This is a genomic window from Actinoplanes subglobosus (genome assembly GCF_042650585.1).
GTDB lineage: Bacteria > Actinomycetota > Actinomycetes > Mycobacteriales > Micromonosporaceae > Actinoplanes > Actinoplanes subglobosus.
The window spans coordinates 151003-170653 of the sequence record NZ_JBHSBL010000028.1 but is presented as its reverse complement, the minus strand read 5'-3'; the positions used below and the strand labels follow the sequence as shown (position 1 = coordinate 170653).

20 protein-coding genes are annotated in these 19651 nt (G+C 71.7%); 8 read left to right on the top strand and 12 right to left on the bottom strand.

Features of this window, described 5'->3' with window-relative positions; all coding sequences use genetic code 11:
- Nucleotides 1-111 precede the first annotated feature (111 nt).
- The 3 genes from ACFO0C_RS41275 to ACFO0C_RS41265 all read left to right on the top strand — a co-directional run bounded on the left by ACFO0C_RS41275 (nucleotide 112) and on the right by ACFO0C_RS41265 (nucleotide 2384).
- Complete coding sequence (locus tag ACFO0C_RS41275) at nucleotides 112-1302, top strand: chitosanase (protein WP_378072283.1); 1191 nt, start codon at nucleotides 112-114, stop codon at nucleotides 1300-1302.
- 108 nt (nucleotides 1303-1410) lie between these two features.
- Complete coding sequence (locus ACFO0C_RS41270; RefSeq protein WP_378072282.1) at nucleotides 1411-2178, top strand: NPP1 family protein; 768 nt, start codon at nucleotides 1411-1413, stop codon at nucleotides 2176-2178.
- An 80-nt stretch (nucleotides 2179-2258) separates the two neighbouring features.
- Nucleotides 2259-2384 (top strand): hypothetical protein, encoded by a 126-nt coding sequence (locus tag ACFO0C_RS41265; protein ID WP_378072281.1) that lies wholly within the window; start codon nucleotides 2259-2261, stop codon nucleotides 2382-2384.
- A 66-nt stretch (nucleotides 2385-2450) separates the two neighbouring features.
- On the opposite strand, the gene ACFO0C_RS41260 is transcribed toward ACFO0C_RS41265, so the two are convergent.
- The 3 genes from ACFO0C_RS41260 to pdhA are packed head-to-tail and all read right to left on the bottom strand — an operon-like array spanning nucleotide 2451 to nucleotide 5946.
- Entirely contained in the window at nucleotides 2451-3887 is a 1437-nt protein-coding gene (locus ACFO0C_RS41260; RefSeq protein WP_378072280.1) for a dihydrolipoamide acetyltransferase family protein, read from the bottom strand.
- Entirely contained in the window at nucleotides 3872-4858 is a 987-nt protein-coding gene (locus tag ACFO0C_RS41255; protein WP_378072278.1) for an alpha-ketoacid dehydrogenase subunit beta, read from the bottom strand. Before ACFO0C_RS41255 ends, ACFO0C_RS41260 begins: the two co-directional genes overlap by 16 nt.
- Nucleotides 4855-5946 carry a pyruvate dehydrogenase (acetyl-transferring) E1 component subunit alpha gene (gene pdhA / locus ACFO0C_RS41250; RefSeq protein ID WP_378072277.1) on the bottom strand — a complete coding sequence of 364 codons (1092 nt, stop codon included), beginning with the start codon at nucleotides 5944-5946 and terminating at the stop codon, nucleotides 4855-4857. The genes ACFO0C_RS41255 and pdhA overlap by 4 nt, the downstream gene beginning before the upstream one ends.
- Nucleotides 5947-6085: 139 nt before the next feature.
- Between pdhA and ACFO0C_RS41245 the strand changes: the two genes are divergently transcribed.
- Nucleotides 6086-6514: an Lrp/AsnC family transcriptional regulator gene (locus ACFO0C_RS41245; protein ID WP_378072276.1), complete on the top strand. Its 429-nt coding sequence runs from the start codon at nucleotides 6086-6088 to the stop codon at nucleotides 6512-6514.
- A 74-nt stretch (nucleotides 6515-6588) separates the two neighbouring features.
- Here the strand turns inward: ACFO0C_RS41245 and ACFO0C_RS41240 are convergent, their stop codons facing one another.
- The 3 genes from ACFO0C_RS41240 to ACFO0C_RS41230 all read right to left on the bottom strand — a co-directional run bounded on the left by ACFO0C_RS41240 (nucleotide 6589) and on the right by ACFO0C_RS41230 (nucleotide 9166).
- Nucleotides 6589-8010 (bottom strand): dienelactone hydrolase family protein, encoded by a 1422-nt coding sequence (locus ACFO0C_RS41240; protein ID WP_378072275.1) that lies wholly within the window; start codon nucleotides 8008-8010, stop codon nucleotides 6589-6591.
- Nucleotides 8011-8038: 28 nt separating this feature from the next.
- Nucleotides 8039-8557: a TrmH family RNA methyltransferase gene (locus ACFO0C_RS41235; protein WP_378072274.1), complete on the bottom strand. Its 519-nt coding sequence runs from the start codon at nucleotides 8555-8557 to the stop codon at nucleotides 8039-8041.
- A gap of 105 nt (nucleotides 8558-8662) precedes the next feature.
- Nucleotides 8663-9166 (bottom strand): GNAT family N-acetyltransferase, encoded by a 504-nt coding sequence (locus tag ACFO0C_RS41230; protein ID WP_378072273.1) that lies wholly within the window; start codon nucleotides 9164-9166, stop codon nucleotides 8663-8665.
- A gap of 164 nt (nucleotides 9167-9330) precedes the next feature.
- Here ACFO0C_RS41230 and ACFO0C_RS41225 point away from each other — a divergent pair, with 164 nt between their 5' ends.
- Together ACFO0C_RS41225 and ACFO0C_RS41220 are read left to right on the top strand one after the other, a co-directional pair.
- Nucleotides 9331-9762 (top strand): nitroreductase/quinone reductase family protein, encoded by a 432-nt coding sequence (locus ACFO0C_RS41225; RefSeq protein ID WP_378072272.1) that lies wholly within the window; start codon nucleotides 9331-9333, stop codon nucleotides 9760-9762.
- Nucleotides 9763-10059: 297 nt separating this feature from the next.
- Nucleotides 10060-10428 carry a hypothetical protein gene (locus ACFO0C_RS41220; protein ID WP_378072271.1) on the top strand — a complete coding sequence of 123 codons (369 nt, stop codon included), beginning with the start codon at nucleotides 10060-10062 and terminating at the stop codon, nucleotides 10426-10428.
- Between the two features lie 40 nt (nucleotides 10429-10468).
- On the opposite strand, the gene ACFO0C_RS41215 is transcribed toward ACFO0C_RS41220, so the two are convergent.
- The 3 genes from ACFO0C_RS41215 to ACFO0C_RS41205 all read right to left on the bottom strand — a co-directional run bounded on the left by ACFO0C_RS41215 (nucleotide 10469) and on the right by ACFO0C_RS41205 (nucleotide 12541).
- Nucleotides 10469-11185, bottom strand: coding sequence for a hypothetical protein (locus ACFO0C_RS41215; RefSeq protein WP_378072270.1), 717 nt, complete (start codon nucleotides 11183-11185; stop codon nucleotides 10469-10471).
- A 22-nt stretch (nucleotides 11186-11207) separates the two neighbouring features.
- Nucleotides 11208-11576 carry a hypothetical protein gene (locus tag ACFO0C_RS41210; RefSeq protein ID WP_378072269.1) on the bottom strand — a complete coding sequence of 123 codons (369 nt, stop codon included), beginning with the start codon at nucleotides 11574-11576 and terminating at the stop codon, nucleotides 11208-11210.
- Nucleotides 11577-11710: 134 nt separating this feature from the next.
- Nucleotides 11711-12541: a DUF1028 domain-containing protein gene (locus ACFO0C_RS41205; protein WP_378072268.1), complete on the bottom strand. Its 831-nt coding sequence runs from the start codon at nucleotides 12539-12541 to the stop codon at nucleotides 11711-11713.
- A gap of 123 nt (nucleotides 12542-12664) precedes the next feature.
- On the opposite strand from ACFO0C_RS41205, the gene ACFO0C_RS41200 reads away from it, so the two are divergent.
- Nucleotides 12665-14797, top strand: a complete 2133-nt coding sequence (locus tag ACFO0C_RS41200; RefSeq protein WP_378072266.1) for a GDSL-type esterase/lipase family protein — start codon at nucleotides 12665-12667, stop codon at nucleotides 14795-14797.
- Nucleotides 14798-14808: 11 nt separating this feature from the next.
- A complete protein-coding gene (locus tag ACFO0C_RS41195; RefSeq protein WP_378072265.1) occupies nucleotides 14809-15579 on the top strand; it encodes an endonuclease I family protein in 771 nt (256 codons plus the stop codon).
- Between the two features lie 304 nt (nucleotides 15580-15883).
- Here ACFO0C_RS41195 and ACFO0C_RS41190 read toward each other — a convergent pair whose 3' ends face one another.
- The 3 genes from ACFO0C_RS41190 to ACFO0C_RS41180 all read right to left on the bottom strand — a co-directional run bounded on the left by ACFO0C_RS41190 (nucleotide 15884) and on the right by ACFO0C_RS41180 (nucleotide 19650).
- A complete protein-coding gene (locus tag ACFO0C_RS41190; RefSeq protein WP_378072264.1) occupies nucleotides 15884-16111 on the bottom strand; it encodes a hypothetical protein in 228 nt (75 codons plus the stop codon).
- 160 nt (nucleotides 16112-16271) lie between these two features.
- Nucleotides 16272-19004: a helix-turn-helix transcriptional regulator gene (locus tag ACFO0C_RS41185; RefSeq protein WP_378072263.1), complete on the bottom strand. Its 2733-nt coding sequence runs from the start codon at nucleotides 19002-19004 to the stop codon at nucleotides 16272-16274.
- Between the two features lie 88 nt (nucleotides 19005-19092).
- Nucleotides 19093-19650, bottom strand: a complete 558-nt coding sequence (locus ACFO0C_RS41180) for a hypothetical protein (RefSeq protein WP_378072262.1) — start codon at nucleotides 19648-19650, stop codon at nucleotides 19093-19095.
- Nucleotide 19651: the final 1 nt, after the last annotated feature.

Genomic DNA, 19651 nt, shown 5'->3' with positions numbered 1-19651 from the left:
GGGGCGCCCGCGTCAAGCCCATCAGCAAACATTGATAAAGCTACTTAACAGTCGTAGAGTCCGTCCCCAACGCGCGCGCCACCCCATCATTCCCCCTCTCACAGGAGCGCCATGATTCGCGTCAGGACAATCGCCTACGCAACATCAGGCCTGGTCATCGCCGGCACGGCACTGATCGTCGGACTACTTCCGGCCAGCGCCGCCACCGTCGGCCCGATCAAGGGCCTCGGCGGCAAGTGCATCGACGTCGCCGGCGCGGCGACCGCCAACGGCACCGCGATCCAGCTCTACGACTGCAACAACAGCGCCGCGCAGCAGTGGACCGTCGGCAACAGCGACGGGACGATCCGGGCGCTGGGCAAATGCCTCGACGTCACCGCGGCGTCGACCGCCAACGGCGCCAGGATCCAGCTGTACGACTGCAACGCCACCGGCGCCCAGAGGTGGACCGCCACCAACGGAACGCTCGTGAACACCGGGTCGGGCAAGTGTCTCGACGTCACCGGCAACACCAGCACCAACGGCACCCGGCTGCAGATCTGGACGTGCTCCGCCACGGCCAACCAGACCTGGACCCTGCCCGGCGGTGCCACCACCCCGGCCGGGAAGAACCTCGACGATCCGGCGAAGAAGGACGTCGCCATGCAGATCGTCTCCGCGGCCGAGAACTCGTCACTGAACTGGCGGGCCCAGTTCTCCTACATCGAGGACATCGGCGACGGCCGCGGTTACACCGCCGGGATCATCGGCTTCTGCTCGGGCACCGGCGACATGCTGGAACTCGTCGAGGCCTACACCGCCACCAAACCGTCGAACGTGCTGGCCAAGTACCTGCCGGCGCTGCGCGCCGTCAACGGCACCTCGTCGCACGCGGGCCTCGACCCCAACTTCACCCGCGACTGGAAGACCGCGGCATCCGACTCGGTGTTCCAGGCCGCACAGGAGTCCGAGCGCGACCGGGTCTACTTCAACCCGTCGGTCCGGGACGGCAAATCCGACGGGGTACGGGCACTCGGGCAGTTCGCCTACTACGACGCGTCGGTGGTGCACGGCTACGAGGGCATGCGGTCCATCCGTACCCGCGCTCTGAAGAAGGCGAAGCCGCCCGCGCAGGGCGGTGACGAGCGCGCCTGGCTCAACGCGTTCCTGGACGAGCGGGTCGTCGAGATGAAGAAGGAGGCGGCCCACGAGGACGTCACCCGGATCGACACCGCACAACGGGTGTTCCTGAACAACGGCAACTTCGACCTGAACACGCCGCTGGACTTCAGCGTCTACGGCGACCCGTTCCACATCGGCTGAGGCCGGCCCGGGGCCCCGCTCCGGCGGGGCCCCATCTATTGACTGCCGTCGACCCCAACGGTAAAGATCCCATCCCATCCCATCGTGCGACCCAACGAAGGGCCCCCTATGCGTCGCCTCGCCCGAGCCGGAACCGCCACCGGCTTCGCCGTGCTGCTCCTCGCGGCCACCGCCACCCCGGCATTCGCCGACCCGCCCGCCAACCTCCCGCAGAACGCCGGCGGGTACGAGCAGTCGTTCTCCCCCGCGTTCGACTACGACGGCGACGGCTGCTACGCCACCGCCGCCATCGGCCCCGACGGCACCCTCGCACCCGGACTGAAGACCACCGGCGCGGTCAACGGCAGCTGCCGCGACCAGTGGGACCTGGACAACTCCCAGACGTACGCCCGGTCGAAATGCAACAACGGCTGGTGCGCGATCGTCTACGCCAGCTACTTCGAGAAGGACCAGGCCGTCGCCGGCAGCGGACTCGGCGGCCACCGGCACGACTGGGAACACGTCATCTCGTGGGTCAACCAGGCGACGAACCAGGTCGACTACGTCAGCACCACCCAGCACAGCTCGCAGAAGACGTACGCCCGCTCGCAGGTCCGCTTCGACGGCACCCACCCGAAGGTCGTCTACCACAAGGACGGCCTGTCCACACACTTCTTCCGCCTCGCCAACAGCAACGACGAGCCGCCGGAGAACCACTACCACAACTGGCGCTACCCGCCCCTGGTCGACTGGAACGGCTACCCGAGCACCGCGCTGCGCGACCGCTTGATGGCCGCCGACTTCGGCTCGGCCACCATCAAGATCAAGGACGGCTCGTTCGAGTATCTCCTGAACGCCGCCAAGCCGTCCGGCATCAGCTTCGATCCCTACGCCTGATCCCCCGGGTCCCGCCTCCACCGGATGCGGGACCCCGCACCTCACGGTGAGAGCGTTCTCTCGTTGCGACGGCTTCCCAGTTGGCGTTCGCCAAGATGATCGCCGGCGCGATCATGGTCGCCTTCGCCGCCGTCTGGTTTGTGGTCAGGACTCCGGCCCAGGCCCTCTACCGCTGCACCCGCCGCCTGCTGGGCTACCACTCCTGACCCCTGACCAGCCGATCCTGCCCGATCGGCCACCGAGAGCGGCGGCCGATCGGGCAGGATCCGGCGCTACAGGCGGGCCAGCGCCGACGGCGGGTCCTCGATGGCATCGGCCACCGAGCGCATGAACCCGGCCGCCGTCCCGCCGTCACAGATCCGATGATCGAAGACGAAGGACAACTGCGCGATCTTGCGTACGGCCAGAGCGCCACCGACCACCCACGGCCGATCGATGATCCGCCCGATCCCGAGCATGGCCACCTGCGGATGGTTGATGATCGCCGCACTGCCGTCGACCCGGAACGCGCCGTAGTTGTTCAGCGTGAACGTTCCCGCCGACAGCTCCGCCGGAGTGGACTCACCGCGCAGTGCCCGTCCCGTCACCGCACGGATCGCGGCGTCGAGGGTCGTGGTCGTCATCGTCTGCGCGTCCGTGACGGCCGGAACGACCAAGCCGCGGGGACTCTGCACGGCGATGCCGAGGTTGATCCGGTCGAGTTCGACGATCTCCTGCCGTTCGGTGTCGAGCCGCGCGTTGAAAACCGGATACTCCCGCAGCCCCGCCACCACGAACCGCGCCACATAGGCCATCAGCCCCGGCGACCCGGGTTTGGCCCGGCCGCGTTCGCGCAGCTCCCACAGGGCGGTCGCGTCGACGTCCACCCACACCGTGGCCTCGGGGATCTCGGCCCGGCTGCGGCTGAGAACCGTCGCCACCTGCTTCCGGAACCCGCTGAGCGGAACACGCCGCTCACCGGCGAAGGCGGCATCGACGGGGGCGGCGGGAGGTGCGGTCCGGGACGCGGCCTCGACGTCCTGACGGGTGATCACGCCGCCCGGGCCGGTGCCGGACAGCGCGGTCAGATCGACGCCGCTGTCCCGGGCGAGCCGCCGGACCAGGGGCGACGACACCTTCGGCACGGCACGCGAGGCCGGTGGCGTAGCGACCGTGACGGGCCGGGCCGCCGCCTCAGGTGCGGCCGACCGCACCGACGAGGCCGATGAGGCAGGTGCGGAGGGCGGGGTGGGGGCGGCCGGCGGGAGCGGGGTCGCCGGCGGGGTGGGGGCGGACGGGCGGGTCGGGGGTTCGGGGGCGGAAGGGCGCTGGTTCCGGGGGCGGCGGTGTCGCGTCGTCGTGGCCGGGCCGGGCGTTGTGCCGTACCCGATGAGGACGTTTCCGGAACCTGCCCGCTCCTCCTCCCGGTAGGTCTCGGCCGCGGTGACCGACGTCTGCGCCGGGGTCTCGGCCGCGCCCTGCGCGGCGACCGTGATCAGCGGCGAGCCGACGTCGAGGGTGGTGCCCTCGGCGGCGTGCCGGGTCGCGACCCGGCCGGCGTGCGGCGACGGCACCTCGACCACCGCCTTGGCCGTCTCCACCTCGACGACCGGCTGGTCCACGGCGATGATGTCGCCCTCGTCGACGAGCCAGCGCACGATCTCCGCCTCGGTCAGTCCTTCGCCGAGGTCGGGCAGGAGGAAGGTCCGGGCGGTCACGCGTACTCCCATTGCAGCTCGTCGACGGCGTCGAGGATGCGGTCGACCGACGGGAGGTGGACGTGTTCGAGTTTCGGCGGCGGGTAGGGGATGTCGAATCCGGTGACCCGGCGGATCGGGGCGTGCAGCGAGTGGAAGCAGCGTTCGGTGACCCGGGCCACCACCTCGGACGACACGCTGGCGAACCCGGCGGCCTCGGCGACGACGACGGCGCGGCCGGTGGAGCGGACGGCGGCGCAGACCGTCTCGTCGTCGAACGGCACGATCGAGCGCAGGTCGACGACCTGCAGGCTACGGCCTTCCTGGGCGGCGGCCTCGGCGGCCTCCAGGGCGACCGGTACGGCCGGGCCGTATGCGATGAGGGTGGCGTCGGTGCCGGGCCGCCGGACGACGGCCTTGCCGATCGGTGCGACCGGTGCGGTGAGGTCGGCTTCGGACCGGGAGAAGTAGAGCTTCTTCGGTTCGAGGAAGACGACCGGGTCGGGTGACTCGATCGCTTCGCGGAGCAGCCCGTACGCGTCGGCCGGGTCGGACGGCGCGATGACGTGCAGGCCGGGGGTGTGCGCGTAGTAGGCCTCGGACGAGTCGCAGTGATGCTCGACCCCACCGATGCCGCCCGCGTAGGGGACCCGGATGACCAGCGGCACCCCGACCCGGCCGCGGGTGCGGTTGCGCATCTTCGCCGCGTGGCTGACCAGCTGCTCGAACGCCGGGTAGGCGAACGCGTCGAACTGCATCTCGACGACCGGGCGCATGCCGTTCATCGCCATCCCGATCGCCATGCCGAGGATCCCGGACTCGGCGAGCGGGGTGTCGAAACAGCGCTGGTCACCGAACTCGGCGGTCAGGCCGTCGGTGACCCGGAAGACGCCGCCGAGCGGGCCGACGTCCTCACCGAAGACGACGACGGTGCTGTCGGCGCGCATGGCGTCGCGCATCGCCCGGTTGAGGGCGGTGGCCATGGTGAGCTTCTCGGCGGTCATCGGTCCTCCTCACGGGACAGTTCGTCGGCGACCAGGGCCTGCTGTTCGCGCAGCTGGGGGGTGGGTTCGGCGTAGACGTAGGCGAACAGGTCGCGGTAGTCGGAGACCGTCTCCTCGTTCAGTCCGGCGCGCATCCGCTCGGCCATCTGTTCGGCGCGGTCGGCGTACTCCCGCGCATGATGATCGTCGAGAAGCCCGTGCCCCCGCAGATAGGTCTCCAGCCGGATGATCGGGTCGCGGGCCAGCCACGGGGTGACCTCGTCGGCGTCGCGGTAACGGCCCGGATCGTCGGCGTTGGTGTGCGCCTGCACCCGGTAGGTGTGCGCCTCGACCAGCTGCGGGCCCTCGCCGGCACGTGCCCGGGCCACCGCCGCGCCGAGCACCCTGAGCAGGGCGGCCACGTCGTTGCCGTCGACACGTTCGCCGGGCACGCCGTACCCCACGCCCTTGTGCGCCAGCGACGGCGCCGCCGTCTGGCGGGCCAGCGGCACCGAGATCGCATATTCGTTGTTCTGGATGAAGAAGACGACGGGGGTACGGAACACCGCAGCGAAGTTGAGCGCCTCGTGGAAGTCGCCCTCGCTGGTCGCGCCGTCACCGCAGACCGCCATCACGACGGCCGTCTCGCCCCGCAGCCGTGCGGCGTGCGCCACCCCGACCGCGTGCAGCAGATGCGTGGCCAGCGGCGTCGCCTGTGGCGCGACCCGGGTGGCGTGCGGGTCGTAGCCGCTGTGCCAGTCGCCGCGCAGCAGGGTGAGCGCCTGCACCGGGTCGACACCGCGGGCCACGATCGCCGCGCTGTCCCGGTAGGTGGGGAACAGCCAGTCGCCGTCGCCGAGCACCTGGACGCAGGCGACCTGGCATGCCTCCTGCCCGTGCGAGGAGGGGTAGACGGCCAGTCTGCCCTGGCGGACCAGGGCGTTCGCCTGGTCGTTGAAGCGCCGGGCGGAGATCAGGGCAGCGTACGCGCGGACCAGTGCCTGAGGGTCGGGCAGATCGTGGCCGACGTGCGGAACGGGGTGGCCGTCCGGGTCGATGAGCGTCACCGGCTCCGTGGACGGCAGCAGGAGAGCTGCGTCACGTGTCATGCACGGATTCTGGCGAGCTTGCCAAACGATCACCATAGGTGCGGAAAAGACGAGATATTGTTTCGCGTCAGCCCCGTTGCGAGGGCCGATCGTCCAAACGTGGAGGGCCGCAGGCCCGGCCGGGAAGACAGGTGGCCAGGTGCTCGACGACACCGATCGGCGGATCCTCGCCGAGCTCGGACGGGACGGGCGGATGTCCATGCGGACCCTCGCCGAGACCCTGCACATCTCCCGGGCCAACGCGTATGCCCGGGTTGCCCGGTTGCAGCAGACCGGGGTGATCCGGGGCTTCCACGCGGACGTCGACCCGGTCGCGGCCGGGCTGACCACTGCCGCCTACGTGACCCTCAACCTCCAGCAGGCGAACTGGCGTGAGGTCCTCGCACGCCTGCGGGCCCTGCCGGGGGTGGTGCACATCGGGCTGGTCGGCGGCGACTTCGACGTGATCCTGCTGGTCCGGGTGGCCGACAACACCGAGCTGCGGCACCTGGTCCTCGACGAGATCCAGGGCATGGCGGGCGTGGTCAGCACCCGCACCCTGCTGCTCTTCGAGGAGTCCAGCCCCTAGGCCGCGTTTCGGAAGTCGGCCACGCCGAAGCCCCGGCCGAATTCCGAAACGCGGCCTGGACGGCCCAGCGCCCGTCAGCCGACGACCGGCAGGGTCACCGCCAGCGGCCACGACACCACGGCCGCGCCGGTCAGGGCGATCAGCCACGCGGGCACGGCGAACCGGTTGAGGAGCACGCTCCACAACACCTGCCACAGCAGCAGGCCGATCAGCGGGACCAGCACCAGCACCACGAACCCGTGGGTCAGACCGGTGACCGCCGCACCGGCCAGGCCGGCCACGAACACCGCCGCGATCGCCGGCAGCGTCCGCGGGTCACCGCCGGCGATCCGCTCGGCACCGAAGGCGAACAGCGCGAACGCGGCCCAGACGATCAACAGCAGCCACCAGCGGTCACCGACGGGCAGGGCGTGGGTCAACCCGAGATGCACGGGTACGGCGACCGCGACCACCGCGTACGGAATGGTGAGGAGCATGCGCGGACGGAAGGCCGGGCGCTCCCCGCGGGGTGCGAAGGCGAGCAGCCCCGCTCCGATGACGGTCGCGTAGGCGGCCACATATCCGGCGATCGCCAGTGGCAGCCGGGTCGTGGGGAGCAGCCAGGCGGCCACCGCCCCCGCCGCCGTGGCGGCCGCCGCCACCGCCACGGTCCGGAGGCGGAACCGTCCGGCCGGCTTGACCGGGGTGCCACCGACCAGGACGAGGAGCGGGTGGAGCCCGAGGACGAAGGCCAGCACCAGCACGGCTGCCCCGGCGAGGCGCCGCCCGGGGAACGGGAGGGCGTCACCGGTGAGCGGGCCGCCGAACGCCTGATCCAGCCAGTCCACCGTGGCCCGGTGCGTCTCCGGCGCGTACAGCACGGTGATGTGCTCGACGCCGGGGACGACCCGGACCGCGCGGTCGGCGCGCTGCGCGGCGACCTCGGTGGCCACCGACCGGAAGCCGGGGAACTCCAGCGCGCCCACCACGGTGAGCAGGCGCGCCGGGCGCTCGGCGGACGCGACGACCGCGCTGGGCAGGGAGATCGCCACCGTCGCGGTCACATCCGGGTGCGCGGCGGCGTACCGCGTGACGGCGCCGGCCCCCATCGAGTGCCCGACCAGCGCGATCCGGGCCGGGTCGACGCCGGGCAGCGACCGCAGGTGGGCGACCGCCACGCCGAGATCCTGCTGGAGCGCCTCGGTGGACGCGTCGGTGCCCGCGACCTGGTCCGGCAACGGTCGCCGGTTGGCCCCGTGGCCGGAGAGGTCGAGCAGCACGACGACGTAGCCACGGGCGGCCAGCGTGTCACCGAACGGCGCCATCAGTCTCGCCGACCCGGAGAACCCGTGCGCCACGACCACACCGGGCCGGGCACCGTCCCCGGACGGGTGCACCACGTCGAGCGGCACCCCGGCCGTGGTGACGTGCTCCCGGCGCGCACCGTGGCCGGCGCCGCCGATCAGCCAGGCCCCACCGGCCACCAGGACCAGCAGGAGCAGCAGCGTTCGTCTCAAGGGGATCCCTTCGGCTGATGAATCGGGGTCACAACAGGCCGGCCAGCTTGTAGAGCACCAGGGAACCGGCGACGGCCACGTTGAGGCTCGACCCGGTGCCGGCCATCGGGATCTCCACAGCGCCGTCCAGCAGGTCGAGGGCCTCCGGTGGGATGCCGGTCGCCTCGTGCCCGAGCACCATGACGGTCCGCCGCCGGGCCGCGGGCAGGTCGGCGAGCCGGACCGCCTCGTCGGCCAGCTCCACCCCGAGGATCGCCGACCCGGCCTTCCGCTCGGCGGCGAGCCAGTGCAGCGGACTGCCGACACGATGGACGCAGGTGGGCTCGCGCAGCGTGTTGCCGCGGGCCAGAGCCGCGTCCACCCAGCTGAACGACGGCACCGCGAGGCAAGCCCCGACGGCGTCACAGGTGCGCAGCAACGTACCGAGATTGGCGTCGTGCATCGGCCACAGCGGCGCCGCGACGAGATGCCCCCAGCAACGGTGGCGGCGTGGCCGCCGGGCCGACCGGATCTCCCGCGGGGTCCGGACCCGGATCGACGGCTTCACCACAGGGAATCGGAGACGCTCCGGAGAACGAGGATCATGAGAAACGTGCTTCGCGGCGCACGCGGGCCATCGACGAAAGCGTGATCTGAGTCCGAAGAGTACCGCTCAGGTGAGGTCGCCGGCCAGGAGGTCCATCAACAGGCCGTCGTGCCAGGTGCCGTCCGGGCCCCGCTCGTAGGCGCGCATCACCCCGACCGGCCGGAAACCGACCTTGGCGTAACAGCGGATCGCGGCCTCGTTGTCGGCCGCCGGATCGATCACCAGGCGATGGTGCCCGAGATCGTCGATCAGGTGCCGGGCGACGGCCCGCACCGCGTCGGCCCCCAGACCACGGCCGTGGACCCGCGGGTCGAGGAAGATGTCGATGCCCGCGTGCCGGTAGTCGGGGTCGGCCTCCTCGCTGTACTGGACGGCGCCGACGACCCGCCCCTCGAACACGATCGCGAACACCCGCGTGTCCGGGTCGGCGAGGCTCTCCGCGACGTCGGCGGCCAGGTCGTCGCCGCCGCCCCACCGCCCGTGGACCTCGGGTGTCGACCGGATCGCGGCGAGCGGCGCGACGTCGCCCTCCGTCGCGGGCCGCAACTGGACCAGGCTTCCGTTCCGCATGCCGGAAACCTATCGGCCCGTTTCGTCGGGGACCTCACCGCGGCACCGGAGGAGGCGGCGGGCGGGAAACGGAGTCGAGAGGATGGGTGGCCGGATGCTCGAATGCAGCCGCCGCGGCCGCGAGCGGACCCGGCGATGACGGATCGGCCTCATATCATGGCTCCGTGCCGTCAGACTTCGTCCTCAAGTCCATGAACGCCGCGCACCGCGCCCTGCTCCGGTTCACCGGCGGGCGCATCGGCTATCAGGCCATCGGGATGCCCGTCCTGGAGCTGATCACCATCGGTCGTCGCTCCGGCGCCCCTCGTGCGGTGATGCTCACTTCGCCGATCCGTGACGGCGACGCCTATGTCGTGGTGGCCTCCCGCGGCGGCGACGACCGGCATCCGGCCTGGTTCCTCAATCTGCGGGACGAGCCGCGGGTGGAGGTCGCCGTTCAGGGTGGACCGCGCCGTCCGATGCTCGCCGCCGTCGCGTCGCCGGAGGAGCGAGCCCGCCTGTGGCCGGTGATCACCGCCGGTTTCCGCAACTACGCGGGCTATCAGGAACGGACCGAGCGCGAGATTCCGCTGGTCCTGCTCCACCCGACTTCTTGACGGCCGGGCCGGCACACCTCGGCGCGGTACTGGAGGGCCTAGCCGGCAACCCCGCGCTGCCGCCCGCGCGCGGCCCCGGGCCGGCTGATCGCCGATCCGGGGCCGCCATTTCCGCCTGCGGCTGGCCGAATCCGATCATGACCCGGTGGACCTGCTGCCGGTGTCCGTGATGGAACAACTCCTCTCGATGTGATCTGCGCCACTACCCGTACCCTTTGCGGTGATCTTGTTGATTGATGTTGATCCCCATCGGTCCCCGTCGAGCTAGGGTGTGCCGTTCGTTACGGGGAGGAAGCCATGAATCTGCTTTTCAGCATCATCAAGAACCGGTGGGCCGCACTGATCGTCGGTCTCATCCTGATCCCGCTCGGGCTCGTCAACGCGAACTCGACGGAGCAGGTCACCTGCGGCAGCCAGGTGATGCACGAGGGTGACATCTGCGAGACGACCCGCCGCGGTTCCACGACGGAGCGCTCCTTCGAGGAGCAGAAGCAGAACGACGTGACCGGCGGTTACATCCTCGCCGGCATCGGCGGCGTGCTGCTCCTGGCCGGCGTGACCCAGTTCGTCGTGCGCGCCCGTCGCCGTTCGTCGGCCGCCGCCGAGAGCGACGCCACCGGGACCACCGCCACCGACAACGCCGCGGCGCCCACCACCACGGCCTGACACCGGCGATCCGGGCAGGTGCACCGCGCCTGCCCGGACGTCAGCGGTCGGAGACGCCGATCTGCGCCATGGTGGTGCCGTCGGACTCCCGGCCGAGCAACTCGTGGTAGCGCTCGGGATCCGCCTCGGCGATGGCCCGGGCGCGCGCCACGAGGTGGTGCAGGTTCGGCGGGAAGTAGTCCTCCACCAGCAGGAACCCGCGTGACAACCACTCGCGCGTCGGCGGATGCCCGTGCTCCACGAAGGCGGCCAGGCACGCGTTGCGGTAGTCGGCCCGCAGGTCGGCCACGTCGTCGTCGGCGGCCCGGCTCTCCGGGGTGGGCCGCTCCTCACGAAAGTCCTCGAACGAGCGGTACCGCAGACTCACCTGCGACCAATACCACGCCCGGACGGCACAGACCTTCTTGTGTGCGGGCTCGTGCTCGACGACCGAGATCAGGTACCGCTGGACGGCACGCCGCCCGACCACCGCCATCACCGGGTGCAGCAACTGCTTGTTGGCGGACACGTCCTCGTCGCAGGCGACCGCGGCGAGCACCCGCGGGGCGCAGGCGGCAGCGGTGTCAGGATGCTCCCTCAGGACCTCGCCGAGATGCATGCGCCTGCGCTCACGACGGTGATAGGCCCGGAAAGCCTGGTCACTGCGATAGGGCTCGGGCGGCTCCTCGGGTCGCCAGCCCGGATCGACCTCGGCGAGCAACTCGTCGAGCCGCTGATCGAACTCCGACACGAGATCACCGTCGGACCAACTCTCCATGATGTAAGCATGCCTCGCGTTCTCAACCGGTGACGCGGCCCTCGGCGGTGTCGACCACATAGCAGGCGCAGTGCAGGATCTCCAGCAGCGCGGCCCGGACCTGCCGGATCGCCTCCTCGTCCACATCCAGTGACAGCCGGCAGTCGCGGTGGAACCCGAACAGCTCGACGGCCCGCGAACCCAGCTCGAGCGACAGCTCCGTCCCGATCAGCGTCCACGCACCGGGCCCCGGCGCCACCCGCCCCGCACCGTCGACGAGCTCGTCGACCCAGCCCTCGAACCGCGCCCGGATCTGCATGACACGGACCCCCTCGTTGTCGAGGGTCAGTGTGAGATCGTCTTCGGTCTCCCGAACATCGATCCGGTCGACGCGCAGTCTCGTGCTCTCCACGCCCCGGACCGTACAGCGCCCCACCACCCCTCGCACACAAGCCGGCCTGAGCCGTTGCTTCAGCCGGGTACCACCGCGGCCAGAGGCCGAGGCCTGGCGCCGGAAGGACGCAGGGAAAGGCGCTGCGGAGCCGGTCAGGCGTTACGGAGCTGATCCAGGACCAGCGGGTCGATCGCGCCGGCGACGATGCGTTCCTCCAGGTTCTCGATGCCGGCCCAGTCGGCCAGGGCCTCGTCGAGGTCGGTGGCGGTGTGACCGATCTTGGTCAGCCTCGTGCGGACCTCGCCGGCGATCGCGCCGGTGAGCGGGATCAACGTGGCCGGGTCGGGGCGTTCGAAGTAGAGCGTGTGCAGCTCCAGCAGGCGGGCCAGTTCGGTCACCGGGTCCGGGTGGTCGTCGACCCGCAGGTCGGCGAGGACGTCGCTGGTGCCGCCGTATCCCATACCCTTCGCCACGACGAGCAGCGCCGCGCTCTGCCGGCCGCGACGGTCGCCGCCCGCCAGGTCACCGGCGCGCAGCGCGTCGAGCAGCCGGTACGGGAACCGCGGCTGCCCGGCACCGCCCAGCCAGGCGGTCTCCATGTCGGCGACCACCTGTGGCCCGGTAAGCATGTTGCCCTGGATCGCGTAGCCGTCGCCGGCCACGCCGCCCGCCCAGGGGTGGCACTGGTCGCCGGTGAAGGTGGCGCCCGGGCCCTCCACGCCGACCACGCCGACCTGCCGTTGCCCGACGGTTCCCTCGTCGCCGGCGATCAGTGCCCGCACGGTGCCGGTCGCGGACACCCCGGTGCCGAGCAGGGTCAGCGCCTGCGGGCGGTAGGCGAGGTTCGCGTACGACTGGGTGGCGATCGCGCCGACGTCGGCGAGGGCTGCCGGCACGGCCGCGCCGGCGCCGAGGAACTTGCTGGCCACAGCGACGCCGAGGGTGGTGCCGTCGGCGGACCGGGCAACGATCGAGAAGGTCATGGCGAGACGGTAGCGGTTCGCCGCTTCCCGCCGTCGGTGTATTCGCTGAGCAATTTCATCCTTTTGTCGGGTTTAGATGCGAATGTCAGCCAGAAGAGCCTGTCGGCGAAGCGGAGACTGGACATGACGCTCGTGGATGACCCGTACGGACCGGTCCGGCGGACGGTGGCGTTCGTAGCCTCGATGATCCTGCTGCTCGGATCGGCACGATCGGGCGCCTCCGAGATAACCATGTGGGTGGCGTTCGGGGTCTTCGTCAGCATCGCGACGATCTGGATCCGCGGGCAGTACGCCGACAGCCTCGACGGCCGGCAATGGGTGGTCCCGTGGCGGGCCGGAGTGGCACTCGCCGTCATGGCCCTCGCCGTTCTCCTGGTGCCGGCCGCGGAGTGGTTCGGCACCGGGTTCTGCGGGGTCGGCGCGCTCGTCGTCCTCTACCTGCTGGCCGGGTCGTTCCTCACCCATCTGCGGCAGAGCCCGTCGGTGCCGGTGTGGCGCCTGCGGGTGCGGACCGGCCGCTTCGGTGTCGGGCTGACCGCCGCCGGGGTCGCGCTCGTCACCGCGGGCGTGCTGCTGCTCGCGTCGGGCCTGCCGATTCTCGTCGGCGCGGTGCTCCTCGGGCTGGGTGTCCTGCTGTTCCTGCCGGTCGGGCTGGCGCTCGCCGCCGAAGGGGCACTGCGGTCGCTGTGCAGGCGCGACCGGGCCGCCGCGCTGCTGTGGGGGCTGGGCGTGGGCGGAGCCGCCGTGTTCGCCCTGGCCACCTGGTTCGCCGTCGACGTGAGCGCCTCCCCGTGGCTGACCCCGATCCTGGTGGTCCTCGGGCTCGTCGTGGTCGCACTGGTGTCGACGACCCAGGCCGACATCGTCGTGGTGCTGGCGGTGGTCGCGCTGATGGGGGTGACTCCCCCGCAGGCGCCGAGGTCGCCGGAGACGAACCCGGCCGGGCACCGGAACGTGCTGGTGGCGCTGGGCGACTCCTACCTCTCGGGTGAGGGCGCCCAGGTCTACTACCAGGGCACCGACGACGGCGGCGAGAACGAGTGCCGCCGGTCCCCGACCGCCTGGCCGGTCATGACGGTGCCGGACCACTTCGACGCGATCCAGTTCCTGGCCTGCTCCGGAGCCCGGACCCGGCACATCATGACCAGAACCCCCGAGGACCCCGGCGCTCCCGAGGAGCGGGTCCGCAGCGGGATGGATCCGGGGCCGGAGCCGCAGTACCGGTCGGAGCGGTACACCCAGCTCGACGCCTACCGGGCCGCGCAGGCGAACCCGGAGACCAGCTTCCGGCCGATGATGGTGGTGCTGAGCATCGGCGGCAACGACGCGGGCTTCTCCTCGATCGGCGAGATGTGTGTGGCGCCCGGCGAATGCCAGCACAAGGACCACCTGTGGCGGGAGACGATGCCCCAGCTGCGCCGGCAACTCCGCGTGACCTATCTCGAGGTGGCCCGGACGTTCCGGAACGTCCCGGTGGTGGTGGTCCCCTACCCCGATCCGATCAGGGTGCGGCCCGGTGGCTGCTCCGACGTGGCGCTCTCCGAGAAGGAACAGGCGTTCATCCACGACTACGTCGTCCGGACGTTGAATCCGGCGATCGCGGACACCGCCCGGGAGTACGGCTTCCACTACCTGACGGAGATGCAGGACGCGCTGGTCCGCGAGGGCCTGGAGCTGTGCTCCGGGACGGGCGGTCAGCCGGGCATCAACTTCATCGACCTGCGGTCGGTGCACGGCTTCGCCCACCACCGGTTCAACCCGGCGAAGTGGCTGCACGGGAGCCTGCACCCGAACGAGCGCGGGCACGCCGCGATGCTGCGGGTCTTCGAGCGGTGGCGGGACAGCCGCCCGCCGTATCTCAGCGCCCGGCTGCCGATCCCGCCGGCCGCCGGCGTCGAGCGCGGACGGGCGCTGCACGAGCTGAACCAGGCGAGCGACGGCCAGGTCGAGGAGGTGGCGGAGAAGCACAGCCCGCCGTGCGATCTGCTCGCGGCCACCGAGGACGGCTGTCGTCAGCAGGCGCAGACGTGGGCGTACAAGAGGATCGGGAGCCGGCTGGTGGACGACCTCCTCTTCCTGCTGATCACGGCGGTCGTGGGTGGCGCGTGGTGTGTCGGGGTGGCGTTCTTCGGATACCGGCGCCGGGTCTGGGCGCGTAGGAGTGGTCAGCCTCCCGTTAGAGGGACGAAACCGGCGTTTCCGACAGCCCGGAGCGGCGCTGGTTCCTACGCTCGGCGCGCAGATACCCCCAGCTGAACGGAGTGATGGTGCCCCCACCGACCACGCGAGTGATGGCCGTACTCGCCGGGCTCTTCGCCCTTGCCCTGCCGCACGCCGCGGCGCCGGCCGAGGCCGCCCCACCGGCCGGCTACTACGACGCCGCCGCCGGGTTGTCCGGCGAGCGGCTGAAGGACGCCCTGCACGGCATCATCTCCACCGGAACCGCGTCGATCACCTACAAACAGGCGTGGAACGCGCTCAAGGTGACCGACGAGGACCCGGCGAGGCCCGGCAGCGTGATCCTGCTCTACTCGGGGATCAGCCGGTCCAAGGACCAGAACGGCGGCGACCCGGGCGACTGGAACCGTGAGCACGTCTGGCCGCAGTCGCACGGCCCCTTCGACACCGGGACGACGCCCGGCACCGACCTGCACCACCTGCGTCCCGAGGACGTGACCGTGAACAGGATCCGGGGCAACAAGGACTTCGACAACGGCGGCTCGCCGGTACCCGAAGCGCCGGGCAACCGGAGCGACAAGGATTCCTGGGAGCCGAGGGACGCGGTCAAGGGCGACGTGGCCCGCATGGTCTTCTACATGGCGGTGCGGTACGAAGGCGGGACGGATCTGGAGGTCGACGAGTCCGGCACCCACAGCGGCAACCCACGGCTGGGCCGCCTGTCCGTGCTGCTGGCGTGGCACCGGCAGGACCCGGTGGACGCGTTCGAGCGGCGCCGCAACGACATCATCTTCGAGCGGTACCAGCACAACCGGAACCCGTTCATCGACCACCCGGAGTGGGTCGCCGCGATCTTCTGAGGGACCCGCCGGCGGCCCGATTGTCCGGGTGTGGAGATCGGGACGTCCGGCGGACCTGCCGGCCGGGCACGCGGAAGCCTTCTGAGCTGCGCGGAGAGACGGCCGGATTGCCGAGCGGTGGTGGCCGCTGAACGTGAAGAGACTACGCGTTCGCAAGATCACCGCAATCGGCAGGGCTCTTCAGTGATGCGGAACACCACGAAATCACGCTGACCGGACGCGGAAACCCCCGGTGCACGAACCGCACACCGGGGGTTTCCGAAGCGGCCGGGCCCGGGGACGGTCCGGGCCGGCCGAGCCGGGGTCAGACGATGTGCACGGCGGCGCCGTAGCGGCGTGCGGCGTCCTGACGACTGAGGATGGCGTCGATCTCGGCGGTCTCGTCGGCACTGTGGCGGCCGAGCACCATGTCGAGCTCACTGCGCTCCGCGGCGGTGCGGAAGGCCGCGAGCTCGTCGCTCAGGCGGCGGTGGGCGCGGCGTTCGGCAAGACGGTGGGAAAGTGCGGTACGGGCGTTGCGGATGAACTTCACGGCGAGCTCCTCGACGGATAGTGACGGGGACTCTGACGTGTTCCACCATCTCCGACCAATGCGTCATCCCCAAATCCACCAGGTAAAACTCCCGTGCGGAAAGTGATCGCCACCACCGGAATCCGGTAACGCGCATCACTGTGCGTTGTGGATCCGCTGGTCAGGACGGGGTGGTGATCTCCCCCACCGGAATGACGGGAAGAGCCGACAGCAACTGCGTCCGGGAGCGGACCCCGAGCTTGCGGTAGACACGGGTCAGGGTGGCCTCGACCGTCTTCACGCTCAGGTACAGGCGGGTGGCGATCTCCCGGTTGCTCGCGCCGTCCCGGACCATCCCGGCTATCCGCAGCTCGGTCGAGGTCAGGCCCTGGTCGGGGGTGCCCTCGGTCCGGGCCAGCGCCCGCTCGGCGTCCAGCAGCCACGGGCGGGCCTCGGCCGTGCGGAACAGTGTCGCGGCCTCGCCGATCGCCTGCCGCGCGGCCGCGTAACGCCTTCGCCGCCGCTCGGCACCGGCCGCCACCAGCAGGGCGTGCGCCTGCTCCACCGGCTGGCGCAGCACCTCGAAGTGCCGGGCCGCCGCGTTGGCCAGATCGGCGGCGGTGTCGGCCTGACCGGACTCGGAGTTGACGATCGCCGCCGCCCGGTGCAGATAACCGCTGAGCGCCGGGGTGCTGCCGAGACGCTCGGCGGCGGCCTTGGCCAGGGCCAGGGTGGTGGCGGCCTCGCCGTGCTCGCCGAGCGCGGCCAGCGCGGCGGCCAGGTCGGCCCGCCAGCGCACGATCATCGGGTCGGAACTGCCGGCCTCGGCCTCCTGGTCACGCAACTGCCGCAGGGTTGCGACACCGGCGCGGGTGTCGCCGGCGCGGACCTGGGCCTGGCCGAGAGCGTGCAGGAGACGGCGCAGATAGAGGCTGTCACCCTCCTGCTGGGACGAGCGGATGCCCCGCCGGGCGAACCCGGCGGCCGCCTCCAAGGAGCCGCCGGCCAGTTCGGCGACCGCCGCGGTGTACCAGGTGGGGCCGGGACTCAGACCCGCCTCCTGTGCGGCGCGGACGGCTCGGTGGGCGTACCGCAGAGCCTCCTGGCACCGGCCCGCCCTGGTGGCCACCTCGGAGAGGCTGCGCAGCACCTCGACCCTCGCCTCGCCGACCCGGTCGTGCTCGGCGACCGCGAGCAACCGCAGCAGTTCGGCGCGGGCCTCGTCGAGCCGGTCGTCGAAGAGCGCGAAACGGGCGGCCATGTAGTGCGGGCCGTAATGCAGCCAGTCCGGCGCGGGCGCGGCCGGCAGCGCCATCGCCCGATCCAGGGTGTCCTGCCAGCGGTCCTCGCCCTGCACCCGCAGGATCTGCGCCTGCATGGTCAGGGCCATCGCCTCGATCGTCAGGTCGCCGCTGAGACGGGCGGCCTCCTCGGCGCGCCGGGCCTCGTCGGCGCCGCCGTCCAGGTCGCCGACCAGGAAAGCCGCCCAGGTCAGGCGCAGCCGCACCGGGGCGGCCAGCACCGGGTCGTCACCGGCCTCGGCGAGCGCGGCGGCGAAGGTCTCGCCCATCTCGGCGAGCGCCTGCCCGGCCAGGTCGAGCAGCACCAGCCGGGCGCGGACCCGGTGCCCGGCGGGCGCGTCGGCCGCCAGGACGGCCTCGGCGGCCCGGCCGGCGAGAGCGGGCGAACCACCGGTGATGGCCGTCCGCGCGGCGGTGACCAGCCAGTCGAGACGGTCGGCGGAACGCTCCGGCGGGCAGCGGTCGGCGGCGAGAAGATACAGCTCGGCGGCGGTGCGTTCGGCGCCGCGCTCCGCGCAGCGGCGGGCCGCGGCGGCCAGGTCGGCGGCGACGTCCGCGTCCGGGCGGGAGGTCCGCAGGGCCTGCTGCCGAAGAGCCTCCACCGGGTCGTACGCCGCGGCGGCGAGCCCGGCATGGACCCGGCTCCGGTCGGCCGCCGGAGTCTCCTCGGCGAGCACCTGGGCCAGCATCGGCGGCGTGAACCGGATCCGCTCACCGGACACCTCGACCACCCCGGCGGAGACGGCGGCCCGCAGCTCACGGGCGGCGTCGTCGCGGCCGGCGCGCAGCATCAGCCCCAGCGTCGGCTCGGTGGCCAGGGCCGCGGTGAGCAGCGTCTCCAGCGTGTCGGCGGGAAGCACGGCGAGCCGCTCGCGGGCCATCTCGCGAACGGTCTCGGGCAGCGGAGCGGGCCGCCAGGAGGGCCCGCGGGCGACGGCCCCGCCGAGCGCGAGGGCGAGGAACGGGTTGCCGGCGCTGGCGCGGTGCAGCTGACTGGCGGTACGGCAGGGCAGCCCGTGCGACTCCAGGAGTGCGGTCAGGTCGTCCGGTGACAGCGGCGGCACCGCCATCTCGACCGCCGGTGCCGGGCAGAGCCGGACGGCGCGGGACGGGCCCGGGCGGCGCTCCGCGGCCAGCATCCGGACGCGGGCGCCCGGTCGTCGCCGCATCGCGAACCCGATCAGGTCGGCCGACTCGGGGTCGAGCCACTGGGCGTCGTCCAGGACGATCAGGACCGGCCCGGTACGGGCACAGTGGGCCAGCAACTCGGGCAGGACGAGCCGCCGGGCCAGGGCCGGCACGCCGGTCCGTGACGGGCGGCCCTGGCGCAGCGCGGCCAGCGAGTGCCGTGGCGCGGGGGCCAGCGCGGCGACCGCCTCCGCCGGGATCTGGCGCAGCAGGTCGGCGACCCCGGCATAGGCCAGGACGCGTTCACCCCGGGCCGGGCGCAGGCGCAGGACCAGTTCCCCGCGTGCGGTGGCCTGGTCGGCGACGGCGTCGAGCAGTGCGGTGCGGCCGATGCCGGGTGGACCCTGCAACGCGACCCCGCCGCCGGCGGCGAGCCGGGCGTCGATGGCCGTGAGCAGGGCCTCCCGGCCGTGCAGAGAGGGCACTGAGCTCTCACCCCCTAGATCTGAAGGGGTCAGCCTAGGAACAGAGACGCACACCCATCAATAAGTTCGCGGGTATGTCACATCCGAGTCATTTCGTGGCGGTCACCGCGGAGGCGGTCACCGACCCGTCGTCGGCGGTCGTGCCCTCGACGGTGATCGATTGACCGGCCTTGACGTCGGCAAGCTTGCCCTTGGTGGCGGTGTTGACGGTGGTCGATCCGTCGGTCTTGACGGTGACGACCGTGCCGTCCTCGGTCTCCACGTAGATGGTCTTGCCGTTGACCAGCTTGACCTTCCCGCTGGTGCCCGCGGCGGCCGTCGTGGTCGCCGTCGAGCCCTGGCCACCGAAACCGCCGGGGGCGCCGCTGGCGCTGAGTCCACCCGGGAAGTTGCCCCCGCCGCCACTGCCGCGCATGCCGCCGCCGGGGAATCCGCTGGCCGCGCTCGTGGTGGTGGCTCCCCACTGCTTCTGCGCCTGCACGCCGCCGAGGAAACCGCCCATCAGCAGCGCGGCGACCCCGAGCCCGACGGTCCCCCTGTTCCACCACTTCTTCGGCGCGGCCGCCGCCAGCTCGGCGGAGAGGCCGTCCCGGTCCGGTTCCTCGATCCTGGTGATGATCGCGGTCTCGTCGTTCATCGTCGTCATA

Excerpts from the sequence above, each read along its gene's own strand:
- ACFO0C_RS41275 (WP_378072283.1), top strand. The coding sequence starts at position 112 with ATGATTCGCGTCAGGACAATCGCCTACGCAACATCAGGCCTGGTCATC.
- ACFO0C_RS41270 (WP_378072282.1), top strand. The coding sequence starts at position 1,411 with ATGCGTCGCCTCGCCCGAGCCGGAACCGCCACCGGCTTCGCCGTGCTG.
- ACFO0C_RS41260 (WP_378072280.1), bottom strand. The coding sequence starts at position 3,887 with ATGGGAGTACGCGTGACCGCCCGGACCTTCCTCCTGCCCGACCTCGGC.
- ACFO0C_RS41255 (WP_378072278.1), bottom strand. The coding sequence starts at position 4,858 with ATGACCGCCGAGAAGCTCACCATGGCCACCGCCCTCAACCGGGCGATG.
- pdhA (WP_378072277.1), bottom strand. The coding sequence starts at position 5,946 with ATGACACGTGACGCAGCTCTCCTGCTGCCGTCCACGGAGCCGGTGACG.
- ACFO0C_RS41230 (WP_378072273.1), bottom strand. The coding sequence starts at position 9,166 with ATGCGGAACGGAAGCCTGGTCCAGTTGCGGCCCGCGACGGAGGGCGAC.
- ACFO0C_RS41220 (WP_378072271.1), top strand. The coding sequence starts at position 10,060 with ATGAATCTGCTTTTCAGCATCATCAAGAACCGGTGGGCCGCACTGATC.
- ACFO0C_RS41215 (WP_378072270.1), bottom strand. The coding sequence starts at position 11,185 with ATGGAGAGTTGGTCCGACGGTGATCTCGTGTCGGAGTTCGATCAGCGG.
- ACFO0C_RS41205 (WP_378072268.1), bottom strand. The coding sequence starts at position 12,541 with ATGACCTTCTCGATCGTTGCCCGGTCCGCCGACGGCACCACCCTCGGC.
- ACFO0C_RS41200 (WP_378072266.1), top strand. The coding sequence starts at position 12,665 with ATGACGCTCGTGGATGACCCGTACGGACCGGTCCGGCGGACGGTGGCG.
- ACFO0C_RS41180 (WP_378072262.1), bottom strand. The coding sequence starts at position 19,650 with ATGACGACGATGAACGACGAGACCGCGATCATCACCAGGATCGAGGAA.